This is a genomic window from Pedobacter sp. ok626 (genome assembly GCF_900100435.1).
Classification (GTDB): domain Bacteria; phylum Bacteroidota; class Bacteroidia; order Sphingobacteriales; family Sphingobacteriaceae; genus Pedobacter.
On sequence record NZ_FNEX01000002.1, the window covers coordinates 423,878 to 439,207 of the forward strand.

General features: G+C 39.5%; 14 protein-coding genes. 8 read left to right on the forward strand and 6 right to left on the reverse strand.

What is annotated here, in order from left to right; all coding sequences use genetic code 11:
- Positions 1-15: 15 nt before the first annotated feature.
- A complete protein-coding gene (locus tag BLS35_RS03935) occupies positions 16-1,029 on the reverse strand; it encodes a glycosyltransferase (RefSeq protein WP_090777999.1) in 1,014 nt (337 codons plus the stop codon).
- Between the two features lie 108 nt (positions 1,030-1,137).
- On the opposite strand from BLS35_RS03935, the gene BLS35_RS03940 reads away from it, so the two are divergent.
- A complete protein-coding gene (locus BLS35_RS03940; protein ID WP_090778001.1) occupies positions 1,138-2,616 on the forward strand; it encodes a lipopolysaccharide biosynthesis protein in 1,479 nt (492 codons plus the stop codon).
- Here BLS35_RS03940 and BLS35_RS03945 read toward each other — a convergent pair.
- Both BLS35_RS03945 and typA read right to left on the reverse strand, forming a co-directional pair.
- The gene (locus tag BLS35_RS03945) at positions 2,591-3,490 is read right to left on the reverse strand and encodes an FkbM family methyltransferase (protein WP_090778004.1); all 900 of its coding nucleotides are present in this window, start codon (positions 3,488-3,490) and stop codon (positions 2,591-2,593) included. The genes BLS35_RS03940 and BLS35_RS03945 overlap by 26 nt on opposite strands.
- Before the next feature lie 88 nt (positions 3,491-3,578).
- On the reverse strand, positions 3,579-5,378 hold the full coding sequence (gene typA, locus BLS35_RS03950; RefSeq protein ID WP_090778006.1) for a translational GTPase TypA: 1,800 nt from the start codon (positions 5,376-5,378) through the stop codon (positions 3,579-3,581).
- Between the two features lie 198 nt (positions 5,379-5,576).
- On the opposite strand from typA, the gene BLS35_RS03955 reads away from it, so the two are divergent.
- The 6 genes from BLS35_RS03955 to BLS35_RS03985 all read left to right on the forward strand — a co-directional run bounded on the left by BLS35_RS03955 (position 5,577) and on the right by BLS35_RS03985 (position 11,064).
- The gene (locus BLS35_RS03955; protein ID WP_090778008.1) at positions 5,577-6,683 is read left to right on the forward strand and encodes a carboxylate-amine ligase; all 1,107 of its coding nucleotides are present in this window, start codon (positions 5,577-5,579) and stop codon (positions 6,681-6,683) included.
- A complete protein-coding gene (locus BLS35_RS03960; protein WP_090778010.1) occupies positions 6,684-7,514 on the forward strand; it encodes a type 1 glutamine amidotransferase in 831 nt (276 codons plus the stop codon).
- Position 7,515: 1 nt separating this feature from the next.
- Positions 7,516-8,703 (forward strand): hypothetical protein, encoded by a 1,188-nt coding sequence (locus tag BLS35_RS03965; protein WP_090778012.1) that lies wholly within the window; start codon positions 7,516-7,518, stop codon positions 8,701-8,703.
- A 226-nt stretch (positions 8,704-8,929) separates the two neighbouring features.
- Positions 8,930-9,520 carry a Crp/Fnr family transcriptional regulator gene (locus BLS35_RS03975; protein ID WP_090778016.1) on the forward strand — a complete coding sequence of 197 codons (591 nt, stop codon included), beginning with the start codon at positions 8,930-8,932 and terminating at the stop codon, positions 9,518-9,520.
- A gap of 88 nt (positions 9,521-9,608) precedes the next feature.
- Positions 9,609-10,139: a YceI family protein gene (locus BLS35_RS03980; RefSeq protein ID WP_090778018.1), complete on the forward strand. Its 531-nt coding sequence runs from the start codon at positions 9,609-9,611 to the stop codon at positions 10,137-10,139.
- Positions 10,140-10,188: 49 nt separating this feature from the next.
- Positions 10,189-11,064, forward strand: coding sequence for a pirin family protein (locus BLS35_RS03985; protein ID WP_090778020.1), 876 nt, complete (start codon positions 10,189-10,191; stop codon positions 11,062-11,064).
- A 166-nt stretch (positions 11,065-11,230) separates the two neighbouring features.
- Here BLS35_RS03985 and ispF read toward each other — a convergent pair whose 3' ends face one another.
- Positions 11,231-11,710 carry a 2-C-methyl-D-erythritol 2,4-cyclodiphosphate synthase gene (gene ispF / locus BLS35_RS03990; protein WP_090778021.1) on the reverse strand — a complete coding sequence of 160 codons (480 nt, stop codon included), beginning with the start codon at positions 11,708-11,710 and terminating at the stop codon, positions 11,231-11,233.
- 62 nt (positions 11,711-11,772) lie between these two features.
- The gene (porV, locus tag BLS35_RS03995; protein ID WP_090778023.1) at positions 11,773-12,960 is read right to left on the reverse strand and encodes a type IX secretion system outer membrane channel protein PorV; all 1,188 of its coding nucleotides are present in this window, start codon (positions 12,958-12,960) and stop codon (positions 11,773-11,775) included.
- A gap of 225 nt (positions 12,961-13,185) precedes the next feature.
- Here porV and BLS35_RS04000 point away from each other — a divergent pair, with 225 nt between their 5' ends.
- Positions 13,186-14,760 (forward strand): SUMF1/EgtB/PvdO family nonheme iron enzyme, encoded by a 1,575-nt coding sequence (locus BLS35_RS04000; protein WP_090778025.1) that lies wholly within the window; start codon positions 13,186-13,188, stop codon positions 14,758-14,760.
- A 72-nt stretch (positions 14,761-14,832) separates the two neighbouring features.
- Here the strand turns inward: BLS35_RS04000 and BLS35_RS04005 are convergent, their stop codons facing one another.
- On the reverse strand, positions 14,833-15,330 hold the full coding sequence (locus tag BLS35_RS04005; RefSeq protein ID WP_090778027.1) for a biotin/lipoyl-containing protein: 498 nt from the start codon (positions 15,328-15,330) through the stop codon (positions 14,833-14,835).

Sequence of the window (15,330 nt, forward strand, 5' to 3'; positions counted from 1 at the left end):
CTTAATCGTTCAAAGCTAACTATATTTTTCTGCTTTTACTGTCCCCATTCCACCTGTTAACCCATCATTAATGGCTATTAAAAACTTTTTATAGTTTTCTTGCTTAGCGGTAATTTGACTTATAATCCATTGCCCGGTTAAAAAGAGCCACTTATTAATACCATAGATTGTAGCGTTGGTTACATTAAATCTGGCATAAAAGTAAATGCTGTTTCGCACCTGATAATAAGTTCTAAAACTCCATAAATCCAAATACACGGATCGCCAGAAATACTTTACATAGGTAATACCCTGAGACTTATCGATATCGACAATTTGACTAGCAGGAACCAACCATATCGTTGCCCCCTTTTCCGTCATTCTATAGGTATATTCAGAATCATCGGCATACACAAAGAAGCTCTCATCCGGGTAGCCAATCAAATCAACCATCCGCCTATGAAAAAACATACCACCATATGCAGCGTAAGGCATAACTGCTTTTTCTTTAAAACCACTTTGTTTCTTAAACTTATTACGCAATTTATAGTATTGATTAACAGGAGCTCTAAACAAATTAAAGCCCATAAAGCTATTCTCAACCAATAAAAATCGATTTGCATCTTCCCCCTGAGCGATCTGCACATGATTTTTCCGGTCTAAGCGTAGTGAAAATAAAGCTTTCTTATCGTCGTCGAGAGGGCTAGTATTCCATATATCCGTTAGCTTTTCAAGGGCATCAGGATTAGGAAGGTTGTCATCATCCAATAACCAGACAAAGTCGGCCTCAGTTTCTTTGCTAAAAAACTCCAGTCCGGCTTTATAACCACCGGCAGACCCTAAATTCTGTGTATGGGTAACAACCTGGATACGATTGTCCTTTAATAATTTACAATTTTGCTCGACACTGTAAGTCGAAGCATTGTCTACCACAATAACATTTGTTACATTTTCAAGGGTTGTAACTCTCCTCAGTATCTGCTCTAAAAATTGCCACCTATCGCTATAGGTTACAATTAACACACAAATATTATATGTTATCTTTGCCATCTTATCCCGGCAAGTTTACGACATATAAACACATATTACAATACGGCGGAAAATTTATTTGCAAAACAGGATATACTATATTTAAATTAAAAACGATCTTTATTACGGATGGGCATAATTCAGCAACAAACAATAAAAGGAACCTTTTACTCATATCTCGGTGTTTTAATAGGTTTTTTGTCCCTTTACCTTGTTCAACCATACGTACTTTCAAAAGAGCAAGTCGGTTTAATCGGCATACTTACCTCGTTTTCTATCCTATTTGCCCAGGTTTCCATACTAGGCTTTAATGCAACTGCCAGAATCTTCCCCTATTTCCGTGATCCTAAAAATCACGACAACGGCTACCTTGGACTGGCCTGCCTCATTTCGGCATTAGGTTTTATATTGTTCTGCATTGCTGCATACTTCTTAAAAGATCAGATCATTCAACAAAAAGATTCCGAAAACAATCTTTTTGCAACTTATTACTGGTATTTAATCCCTTTAACCTTTTTTACCATGATCTTCAATATTTTGGAATTGTACTCCAGAATGCTCTATGATGCCATCGTGGGAAAAATATTAAGGGAATTTACCTTACGTATGTTTGTACTCGCAGCCTTATTGCTATTGTTTTTTAAATCGGTTAGTTTCGAAGCTTTTATGTGGGTATGGCTCATTTGTAACATCATCCCAACCGGAATGATCGCTATACGCCTCTACAAAAGAAATCAACTGTATTTCCGTCCCAACTTTAAGTTCATCGACAAGCCGATAAGAAAGCAAATTATTCAGCTGTGTGTCTTCGGCATCCTTACCGGTACCTCTCCTTATATTATTCAAAATATTGATAAATACATGATTAATGAGGCGTTTGGACTTGCTGACACTGGGGTCTACACACTAGCATTTGCCTTTGCTGCCATTATCAACTTACCAGCCCGCTCATTATATGGCATTGCCTATACCGTTATTGCTGAGGCATGGAAAAACGAAAACATAGAGGAGATTAAATCCGTTTATAAAAAAAGCTGTATCACCCAGCTCATTACCACCCTTTTCCTGTTTTTGCTGATCTGGGCCAACATTCATAATATTTACTTCATACACCCCGATTATGCATCAGGGAAATATGTGATCTTCTTCATTGGTCTTGGCTATCTGATCGACTCTGCAACTGGTGTGAATGGTGTTATCCTGGCGACATCCAAATTCTATAAATACGACTCATTCTTCAATGTAGCCTTAATAGGGGTGACCATTGGTGCAAACCTTATATTCATCCCACCCTACGGAATAACGGGTGCTGCAATAGCCGCAGCAGTCACCTTTTTTATTTTTAACCTGGTGCGATTCCTGTTTATCCTATTGCTTTTTAAGATGCAACCCTATACCTACAAAACACCGCTGACCATCGTTACAGGTGTAGTGGTCTATTTTATAGTGAATGCCATACCGTCTGTTCCTAACTTTATTCTAGATGGCGCATTGCGTCTAGTGCTTATCACCTTATTGTTTGGGGGAACAGTTTACTGCCTCAGGTTATCCGAAGACATCAATGGATTGATTAACAACCTTGTTAAGCGGTATCTGCTGAAAAAATAGCCCTTACCAATCCTTTCCTAAAAAAAGGTGGGGTTAAAGCCTCACCTGGGCTTAAGAAAAACATAACTCCTTTGGTGGTACTGATGGTATAGTTTCTTTCCGACAAATACTTACTAAATTTATTAAAATCACCCTGCTTATGATAGGTACATAAAGCGATTTTAGGATGATGTTGGGTAATTGTCTGTTCCATACCTTTTAATACCCGGTCTTCTGCCCCCTCAACATCAATTTTCACCAAGTCCGGAACAAAAGATTTTCCTGTTAAAAAGGTATCAATACAGATATTATCCGCATCGTTTTGATCTGATACAAACTTAGAAATAATCTCTACCTTGTCCTTCCATGGCTCAAATGTAGCTTCCAATGCTTCAACCCATTCCGGTTCTCTTTCAAAAAGAACGGCCTTTTTCAGCAGCTCAATGTTCGATAAAGTGAATATTCCTTCAGCAGATCCAACATCCAGTAAAACATCACCCTGTTTAAGATCAAAGCCTTCAGCGGTATAACGATGAGGGGATTCAGGATCCTGCTCCGCGAGTAAGCCATTGTAAAGCAACTTAACAGTCGTAGCATTATATGATCGCTTAAAGTACAGACGATGTCCACCATGATCTACCCATAAAAGATCTTTAGCCTCGTCTTTATGAACCTCAATATCCTTAAAATTATATTGATCAGTAAATGAATCCTGGAAAACACCCAAAGGATGATTTTTAAGATAGGCAACGGCAGCCTTTAATTCTGGAGTAGCGGGCTCATTTTTACCATAATAATTTAATATGGTTTCTTTGCGCTTTTGCGCACGCTGCTTGTTTCTATAGGTATTTAGTCGACTCTTAACTTTGTATTGAAGCTTGCTGAACAAATTCATAAGTAAATATAGGGGCAATTTGTTTAAATAAAAAAAAGGTGCCCTAATTTCTTAGGACACCTTCATATATGTATGAGATAAAAAATGCTTAGTTTTTACCTTTTATTTTACGTTCAGCCTCAGTTAAGTAGATTTTACGTAAACGCATGCTTGCCGGTGTAACCTCAATGTACTCATCAGCCTGGATATACTCCATTGCCTCTTCCAAAGAGAATTTAATTGCCGGAGCAATACGCTGACTATCATCTGTACCAGAAGCACGCATGTTAGTCAAAGCTTTACCTTTAACAATGTTAATTACTAAATCGTTATCACGGATGTGCTCACCAAGGATTTGACCTTCGTAAATATCTACTCCCGGATCAACGAAGAAACGACCACGATCTTGTAATTTATCAATTGAATAAGCAGTAGTGCTTCCTTTTTCCATAGAAACCAATACACCATTCAAACGACCAGGAATTGTACCTTTCCAAGGCTCGTAAGCTTTGAAACGGTGAGCCATAATCGCTTCACCACCTGTTGCAGTTAATACGTTATTTCTCAATCCAATGATACCACGTGCAGGGATCTCAAATTCTAAGTGTTGTAAATCACCTTTTGGCTCCATAACCAGCAACTCACCTTTACGTTGAGTAACCAATTCAATAACCTTACCAGCAACCTCACCCGGTACATCAACGATCAAAGTCTCAATTGGCTCACATTTTTTACCATCAATTTCTTTAATGATAACTTGTGGCTGACCAACCTGGATTTCATAACCTTCGCGACGCATTGTCTCGATCAATACTGATAAATGGAGGATACCCCTTCCGTATACCAAATAAGCATCAGGAGATTCTGTCTCAACCACTTTAAGGGCTAAGTTTTTCTCCATCTCTTTGTATAAACGCTCTCTGATACGTTGAGACGTAACAAATTTACCTTCTTTACCAAAAAATGGCGAGTTGTTGATCGTGAACAACATGTTCATCGTAGGCTCATCAATTTTGATAACTGGCAATTGCTCTGGAGCTTCGAAATCAGCAATAGTATCACCAATATCAAAACCATCAATACCTACAACAGCGCAGATATCACCTGATTTTACTTCAGTAGTACGGATTTTACCTAAACCTTCGAAAGTATATAATTCTTTTACTCTTGATTTCACCATTTTACCATCACGTTTGATCAAAGTAACCGGTTGGTTTTCTTTGATGCTACCGCGGTGTACACGTCCAACTGCAATACGACCTACGAAAGATGAATAATCTAACGAAGTAATTTGCATTTGCAAAGTACCATCATTGGTTGGTGCAGGAGGAATATTAGCAACAACTGCATCTAACAATGCGAAAATATCTGTAGTAGGAACTTTCCAGTCAGTACTCATCCATCCTTGTTTAGATGAACCGTAAATTACAGGAAAGTCTAACTGATCTTCTGTAGCCTCTAAGTTGAAGAACAATTCAAAGATTTGCTCATAAACTTCTTCCGGGCGACAGTTTTCTTTATCTACCTTATTTACAACTACAATCGGCTTTAATCCTAAAGCTAAAGCTTTTTGCGTTACGAAACGCGTTTGAGGCATCGCACCTTCAAAAGCATCACATAATAACAATACACCATCAGCCATTTTCAATACACGCTCAACCTCACCACCGAAATCGGCGTGACCAGGTGTATCAATAATGTTGATCTTTACATCCTTATATTGAACGGAAACGTTTTTCGACACGATGGTAATTCCTCGCTCACGCTCCAGATCATTGTTGTCAAGTATTAAATCTCCCGACTGCTCATTATCACGGAAGATTGAACAAGCGTGTAAGATCTTATCAACCAGTGTAGTTTTACCGTGGTCAACGTGGGCTATGATAGCTATATTTCTAATTTTTTGCATAAAATGCGTATGATTTTTGGCGCAAAGATAAGGTTTATTATCGATATATCAAGCAATTAGCTAAGACAGAATTTAAGAAGGGCAGTTTTTTTAGCAATACTTTGATCCCATCAATTGTTTATCTAACTTAAAACATCTAACTTTTTAATCCTGGAGAAGGCGCCGTACAGACTCCATTAATCTGAAAAAAGGAAAAATATGATGAACGATTTTACGCTTGGAATTGAGGAAGAGTATATGGTGATCGACCCGGTGACCAGGGAACTCAGCTCGCATGATCAAAAAATAGTGGAGGCCGCTCAAAAAATCCACAAAGACCAGGTGAAGGCCGAAATGCATCAGGCTGTTGTGGAAGTGGGTACCGGAATTTGCAGAAATACCGAGCAGGCACGTGAGGAGATTTCTCAATTACGACATACCGTTTCGCAACTCGCCGGCGAACTAGACCTAAAAATTGGCGCATCAGGAACTCACCCCTTTTCCCGATGGGAAAAGCAGCTTATCACTGAACATCCACGCTACAGCAATATTGTCAATGAATTACAAGAAGCAGCACGCTCGAACCTTATCTTCGGTCTGCACGTACATGTAGGCATTCAATCGCGCGAGTTAGCCATACACATTGCCAACCAGGTGCGTTATTTTCTGCCCCACGTATTTGCTTTGTCCACCAACTCCCCTTTTTGGGAAGGCCGCAATACAGGATATAAATCCTACCGGACCAAAATATTCGACAAATTTCCGCGTACGGGAATCCCCGATATTTTTAACAGCATTGAGGATTACGACAACTATGTAAAACTGCTGATTAAAACCAACAGTATAGATAATGCCAAGAAAATCTGGTGGGACATCCGGGTGCACCCATTTTTCCAAACCATAGAATTTAGAATCTGTGATTGTCCGATGCTCATTGAGGAAACAATGGCCTTTGCAGCACTGTTCCAGGCCTTATGTGCCAAACTATATAAGTTACGCTTACAGAACATGGAATTCATCAGCTATTCCAGGGCATTGATCAACGAGAACAAATGGCGAGCCGCCAGATATGGTATCGACGGGAACCTAATTGACTTTGGTAAGGAAATTGAAGTAAACTGTCGCAACCTGATACTGGAACTGCTTGACTTTATTGATGATGTGGTAGACGAATTGGGCTGCCGAAAAGAGATCAACTATGTATTGAAGATATTGGAAAATGGAACGGGAGCAGATAAACAGTTAGCGATTTATGAACAATCCGGTAACTTTGAAGCTGTGATAGACTACATCACTACACAAACATTAATTGGGGCAAAGCAATAAATGACGGATACAAATAATATAAAGATTGCCGTTATTGATATGAATAAGGGAACTGCCAATCAGGGAATGCGTGGCATATTAGAAACCTTATTGCGCTACCAGAGCGAAATGAACTTGAGCTTGTCGTTTGATGTATTTGATTTGAGGCAGAAAGGGGAAATACCGGATTTAAATTATCATATCTACATCTCCAGCGGTGGCCCCGGTAACCCGTACGAAGGGAAAGGCGAGCAATGGGAAAAGGACTTTTTTGATCTCCTCGAGCAGATTGAAGCCTTTAATGCCAACAATGAGCACACTAAAAAGCATGCTTTTTTAATCTGTCATTCTTTCCAAATGGCTTGCCGCAAGTTTGGGCTCGGCAATGTTATCCAAAGACAGACTACTGCTTTCGGCATTTTTCCCGTATTCTTAACGGAAGAAGGCGAAAATGATACGCTGTTTAATGGCTTGCCTAACCCTTTTTATGCCGTAGATAGTCGCGACTGGCAAGTCACCAACCCTGACGACACCCCATTTTATATCGAGGCTAGCAAAGTTTTGGCGCTTGAAAAAGACAGACCACATATTGATCTGGAACGTTGTGTAATGTCCATCCGCTTCACAAAAGAAATTGTTGGCACCCAATTTCACCCTGAAGCCGATCCTATCGGTATGAAACGCTATTTACTCCAGGAGGATAAAAAGAATGACATCATTGAAAATCATGGTTTAGAAAAGTACAACGATATGCTCAATAGTCTTGATGATCCTAGCCAGATTGCTTTAACACAACATGTTGTTTTACCGAACTTTTTAAATGAAGCCATAAACTCTTTACAGGAAGTCTGACATGATTGAGCATTATAGAACTAGCTTTAATACCTTATTCACTAAAAAAAAATACACCACCTTTACCCACAATCTGGAAAAAGGCTTTGTGAAAATCCCTTTTAGAGTAGCTGAAACACCCGTTTTTATACCTAAAGCCTTAGAAAAGCAGCTAATCGCTGCCGGGGCAGAGCTTATCGCCTTGATTAAACAACCCGACTTTAAAGCCTTAACGGATAATGCTATCCCTCCCGACTGGAATGTCGCCAACAAAAACGATCACCCCCATTTTCTCTGTTTCGATTTTGGCATTTGCAAAGACGATCAAGGCAACCTAGTGCCCAGGTTAATTGAGATGCAGGGCTTCCCCTCTCTTTATGGCTTTCAGGCTCATTTAGCCGAGACCTATAAAACATCATTTAACCTCCCCCATCATTTAAGCCCCTATTTTAATGGACTTAATGAGCCGCAATATATCGACTTACTCAGGTCGGTTATTGTAGGCAAACACCAACCACATGAGGTGGCTCTAATGGATATAGCCGCTCCCGAACAAAAAACCTTGATTGATTTCTTGATCACCAAGCAATTTCTTGGCATAAAAATACTGAGCATAACAGACATCTTTAAAGAAGGACAAAATCTATTTTATCAGGAAAACGAAAAAAAAGTTCAATTAAAAAGAATATATAACCGACTTATATTTGATGAGATTGCAGACCAAACAGCACTATTTAAGGACCACTTTGACCCACGAGAAGCACTAAATATAGAATGGATTACCCATCCCAACTGGTTTTACAGAATCAGCAAGTATACCATGCCTTTTCTTAAAAGTGAGTTTGTCCCTGAAACTCATTTTTTAAACACCCTGGCAAGAATCCCAACTGATCTGGAGAATTATGTATTGAAACCTTTATTTTCTTTCGCGGGAATCGGTGTAATTATTGATGTTACCCTGGCTGATATCAATAACATAAAAGATCCTCAGAATTGGATCTTGCAAAGAAAGGTGGTTTACGAACCTGTAGTACAGGCGCCTGATGGTGGTATAAAAGTAGAAATCAGGCTGATGTATCTATGGCCAGATGGACAGGAACCCAAGCTTTGTATTAACCTCACTAGATTAAGCAGAGGTAAAATGATTGGGGTAAGGTACAATAAAGATTTTGACTGGGTAGGTGGCACTATCGGTTTAATGGAACACTAAATTTACATTTAACAGACCCCTTTTACCCAGGGGCTTATTATTTTTGTGATATGGATATTCAAACCATTCTAGTGACTTTACTATTTGCTGCCGCCATATTCTATGTTGGCCGTATCATATATCGTGCTATATCTCCTAAAAGCGGAGGTTGCGCTTCGAATTGTAAATGCGGTGTCGACTTTTCCAATATCGAACCTAACAAAAAATAGATCTCATCTATAATTATATGCTGGAGCAATTTAAAACCTATTTACAGAATAAAGTTGCCATCACAGATGAGCAGTTTGCACTTATTTCTGGCAAGCTAAAAATAAAAACCTTTGAAAGGAATGAAATGATCCTGATGAAAGGTGAAGTTTCGGCACATGGTTATTTTGTAATGAGCGGCCTGCTGCGCAGTTACTCGATAGACAGCAAAGGAAAAACGCATATCATACAGTTTGCACCTGAACAATGGTGGCTATCTGACCGTAACGGCATGCTTTTTAACGAAGCTTCTGATTTCTTTATTGATGCCATCGAACGTACGGAAGCTGTGGTCATCCCCAAAGATTACATCAATGAGGCTGCGAAAATTGTTCCCTGCATGCACGATTTTAACCATACCATCCTCAATAACTCCATCAGGTTTATGCAAAAAAGGATCAATATGCTCCTAAGTGCAACCGCCGAAGAGCGCTACCTGAATTTCATAAAACTCTATCCAAACCTCACCTTAAGAGTACCGCAATGGATGATAGCCTCCTACCTGGGCATCACGCCGGAGTCGCTAAGCAGAGTTCGCAAGGACCTGGCACATAAGCATTTTAAAGTTTAATGCTTTCTTAACATACATCAATGTCGCACTAAACATATCACCATAACTTTGTGTTGTTAATTAAAGAAATATATAAAACAACAATATTATGGCAACTACAACCTGGGCTTTAGACCCTACTCACAGTGAATTACAATTTAAAGTAAAACACTTAATGATCACTACTGTGACTGGTAGCATGAATGTATTAACAGCGACATTAACTTCTGAATCAGAAGATTTCCAAAATGCTCATGTTAAGTTTGAAGCTGAAACCGCATCAATTGATACTGGAAATGCAGATCGTGATACGCACTTAAAAAGCGGCGACTTCTTTAATGCTGATGAATTTCCAAAAGTTAGCTTTGAATCTACTTCGTTCATCAAAGATGGCAGCGATTATATATTAGCAGGTAATTTGACCATCAGGGATGTAACCAAACCGGTAAAATTAGATGTAGAATTTGGTGGTATCGCTACTGATCCATGGGGAAATACTAAAGCCGGATTTACATTAAGTGGAAAAATTAAAAGAACAGATTTTGGTTTAAATTGGAACGCGGCTTTAGAAACTGGTGGTGTAATGGTAAGTGAAGAGGTAAGAATTTTAGGTGAATTACAATTCGTAAAACAAGCCTAAGAAAAAAACAAAAATAACGCATCCAGTCGTAAACAGAAAGGAGACAAAGATGGAAGCAAATACAAAACAGGTGTCGGCTGTATTAAGTCCGCCGGCACCACATATGGTTGGTGATGGGTTTAGGGTACATAACTTTTTTCCTAGCGGATACAGAATTAAAATGAGCCCATTTTTTCTGCTTGACTACAATGCTAAAATAGGATTTTCGGCTAGAAATGAGCCTAGAGGGGTTGGCGTGCATCCACACAGAGGTTTCGAAACTGTAACCATTGCCTATCACGGTGCAGTAGCGCATCACGATAGTGCTGGAAATAGTGGCGTAATTTACCCTGGTGATGTACAATGGATGACTGCGGCAAGAGGAATATTGCATAAAGAGTTCCACGAAGCGGAATACAGTAAAAAAGGTGGTGATTTTCAAATGGTACAACTATGGGTTAATTTACCTGCAAAGGATAAAATGAGTCCACCGAAATACCAAGGTGTTAAACATGACAATATTGCCAAACACGTCTTATCGCAGAATGGGGATGCAATTGAGGTCATTGCTGGAGCATATCAAGATACCAAAGGCTCTGTCAGCACTTTCACACCGATCAACGTATACAACGCACGACTGAATAAAGGTGGAAAAGCAGCATTCAGCTTCCCGGCAACGTACAATACTGGCTTTGTAATTATTGAGGGTCGAATACAAATAAATGATTCAGAAGTAGCCGAAACAGACCAATTTGTTCATTTCAAAAATGAGGGCACTGAAATTAAAATTGAAGCTTTAGAAGATGCTGTGGTTTTAATCCTTAGTGGTGAACCAATCAATGAACCTGTTGCACAATACGGTCCTTTTCTGATGAATACCGCTGAAGAAATACAACAAGCGATCAGTGATTACAATCAAGGTAAGTTTGGGTATCTCGAAGAATAAAGAAACAACCGTTCTCTTAAACGGCTGCATTACTTTGCTGAAGAAGCGAAGAAGGCTGAGGCCGTTTCTGAGAAGGTAATTTCTTAGGTTAAGCACACCCAGCAGTGGCATAAAAAAGACAAGGCCCAGAAATCGATTTCTGAGCCTTGTCTTTTTTATTAGGGAATCAACTTCTCTGAATTAAGCACACTGCGTAAGCAACAACGCCTTCTTCACGACCAACAAAGCCCATTTGCTCATTGGTAGTTGCTTTGATAGAAATATCTTCGATAGAGATGCCTGCTGCTTCAGCAATATGCTGTTGCATAGCAGGAATATGTGGATTGATTTTAGGGGCCTCAATGCACAACATCGCATCAATATTACCTATTTCGTAACCTTTATCAGTTAACAGTTTAACGGTTTCTTTCAATAAGATTAAGCTGCTAATGCCTTTCCAGCGAGGATCAGTATTTTTAAAATGATAGCCAATATCTCTTAAATTAGCTGCTCCAAGTAATGCGTCGCATATTGCATGTAGTAATACATCGGCATCCGAATGCCCAAAAGCCCCACTATGATGTTCCAGATTAACCCCACCAACTATAAATGGATGATTTTCTTTTAACTGGTGCACATCAAATCCAAAACCTACTTTAATTTTCATTCTTTACGTATTTTCAATTTTATACTCTAACTATTATGCACACCGCCGAATTAGCGCTATCGCTAAGGCTGGTTCCCGGCAGCTCCAAAATTAAAGAGCATGGTAAACCTTAAGGTGTTGGCCAAAGGACTTTTCTGCACATTTGCGACCAGGTAGGCGATATCAATATTAAATACATTGTATTTTAAGCCCGCTCCAAGGGTAAAACAACGTCTGTTCCCTTTGGTCGGACTTTCGTAAAAGTAGCCCGTCCTCAGCGCAAATTGCTGATTGTACCAATACTCCATACCAGCAGCGATGTTTATTTCTCTTATCTCTTCCTTAAATCCACCAGGGGCATCACTAAAAGATCCAAAAATACCCGCCGGAACCGAACGATCGGGATCTTCTCCGGCGATAATTTTCCCATTTACATCGTAGATGGGCTGGGTAGGCACCAATAATTTATTAAAATCCAGCGCAAAAGTAAACTGGTTGTAATCATCTATAAGAAAAGTTGAAGCCCCACCAATTTTGAGGTTCGTGGGTAGAAAGTAACTAGTCCCCCTATCCGAGTAACTGAGCTTTGTACCGATATTCGAAATGTTAAGTCCAGCAGAAACAATTGCATCAGTACCTAAAAATATTGTAGGCTTTTTAAAATAAGCAGAAACATCAACAGCTACCGCATTACCAGGACTAACCTGCTGTCCCGATGAAAATTGTCCAGAAGTAAGATTCGAATAAATATATCTTAAGGAAGTTGCTAAAGAAAAAGAGGCATCCAGCTGTCGGGCATAGGTAATATCAGCAGCTAGCTCACTCGGCGTGTAAATACCTAAATCCTGCTGATTTACATCGGTTAACTGGATTTCTCCGAGATTAAAATAACGCAAAGAACCACCTATCGTTGTTTTCTCATTAGGCTTATAATAGCCACTGAGATAGGTCAGACTTACATCAGGGACCAGGCTTTTTAGCCAGGGACTGTATGAAACTGCAAAACCATATTTTTTATCTAAAAAGGCTAGTTTAGAAGGATTGATAGCCATTGAATTCCCATCTGGCTGCACCGCTACCCCCACATCCCCCATACTTCCTGAACGGGCATCCGGGGTGATCAATAAAAAAGGTACACCCGTGATGATGTTGTTGGTCTCGCTCCCGTTAGTTAAAGTACCAGATTGCAGCTCCTGGGCAGACAGGTCCGTACAAACCGCCAGCAAAGAAGATACACATAAAGCAGTTTTAACGAAGCACCCTAATTTCATCAGCCCTAAATAATTTAACAATTATTGAACGCAAGTTAACATAGTGCAGACTAATTTCAAAGTATTGGCCATTATCGCATGATTTTAAATTAATCTGCTTATTTCAAATTATTAATTATGTTCTTGCAGCGTAATCCTTTTTTTGTGTAATTTTAACTCTTAGTAATGTTAAAGGTGATTTAACCTCATGCAACAACGCTTATAGATAGATTTATACTACATTAAATGAAAAAAACATCCTTATTTTCACTTATTTCCGTAATTGCTATTGCTTCTCTTGTTTCCTGTAAATCTAAATCAGGTTCTTCAGATAAGACAGGGATGGCCTACAACAAACAGGAATATGGTGGTTTTGCGGTAAATAATAGGTACAAACGTGGTCCAGGCCCCGGTTTGGTGGAGATTGAGGGTGGAGCATTTGTGGTTGGCGGTAGCGCAATTAATGTACCTGGACAGGAATTGGGCAATTATAACCATAAAAAGGAAACTACAGTTAACTCCTTTTACATGGACGAAACGGAAGTTTCTAATACCAACTGGTTAGAATATCTGAACTGGATACGTACAAACTTCCCAAAAGATTACGAATATTACTACACCGAGTTACCTGATACATTGGTATGGCGTAGACCACTTTCTTATAATGAGCCATACGTGGACAATTATTTAAGACATCCTGCCTACCAGGATTATCCAGTAGTAGGTGTTAGCTGGGACCAAGCAACACGCTATTGCGAATGGAGAACAGATAGGGTTAACGAATTGTTACTTCGTGAGCGTGGTTATATGACCAGCTTTAAGGATTTGAATGGTGGTACTGCAAAAAATAACGCTACAGCGAGTCCCAAATCTACCGGTCCTTTTAGTACTGGAACTTATTTAAACGATCAGATCGATGATAAGGGTAAAAGGGCAATGAAAGATTTAAACCCTTCCAATGCAGGAACAGCTACCGGTAAAAACATGGCAACCCGAAATGTAAGGCTTGAAGATGGTATCCTGAAACAACCTTATCGTTTACCTACAGAAACGGAATGGGAATATGCTGCGTTGGGACTTATTGGCAATACGCAATACGAAAATATTAGCGACAATAAAATCTATCCATGGAGTGGCTTAGGCTTAAGCTCAGCCAAGAAAAGCACCCGGGGATTAATACTTGCCAACTTTAAAAGAACCAAAGGTGATTACATGGGTGTTGGTGGTTCATTGAATGATAAGGGAGCAATTACTGTTGCAGTAAGATCTTATACACCAAACGACTTTGGCCTTTACAACATGGCAGGAAACGTAAATGAATGGACAGGAGATACCTATCGTGTAAGTACTTTCGAAGCGGCAGAGGCTTTCAACCCATTCAGGGGTAACCTTTATCAGGATAAAAAGATCATTGATGCAGTTACCGGCAAAATCGCTGTTGACAAATACAACAGGCCTGTTATGATAAACGCTCAAAATGAGAGAAAACAAACCTGGGCAGAAAAACAGGCAGCGGCCGCAAAGCCAGCTGATTCAGTAAAGAAATTCAATGCCGATCAACGTGGTTACAGAGATCCAGAAAGCGAATTGTATGGCGAAACGACTTTGGTAAATAACCAGTCAAAGGTGTACAAAGGTGGTTCATGGAATGATCAGGCATTATGGCTTAATCCTGCAAGCAGAAGATTTTTGCAACAGGACGAATCATCTGCTGATATTGGTTTCCGTTGTGCAATGACTATGTTGGGAGCGCCAGAAATCAATCCGGCAGGAAAGGCTCACTTTAAAACCAAACCAGCAAGAGGATTTAAAGGAAGATAATCCAGTCGGTTTATACATAAAAAAGCTGCGTTTCATTTGAAGCGCAGCTTTTTTATGTATAAATCTTTTTATTTAGGAGAACTTTATCAGTATTTCGTTTTTCTCTACTTTAATGCCCATGCTAACCAGCACCTTCTTAACTATACCGCTGCTTGGCGATTTAAGGATATTCTCCATCTTCATCGCTTCCAATACCAATAGGTTATCCCCTTTACTCACTTCCTGCCCTTCTTCAACCATAATGTTTAATACCAACCCTGGCATTGGAGCTTTCACCTCCAGCATTTTATTAGCCTTTGTATTGTCAAGACCTAGTTGTTTCAGCAACAAGTCGTATTGGTCTTCAATAGCCACTTCATAAAGCGTTCCATTCACTTTAACTACACTCCGCTTTTCTGACTGATCCTCAGAAACCAATTCTATATTGTATGATTTGTTATTGTATATAACATGCGTATGCCCATCTGCAAGCGTTGTCGAATCAATCTGCAACTCCACACCATCTACTTTCAATAGCTTTTGCTCAAGTTCTACATCAAAATTATATCGGTCGTTTACTTTTACATTCAT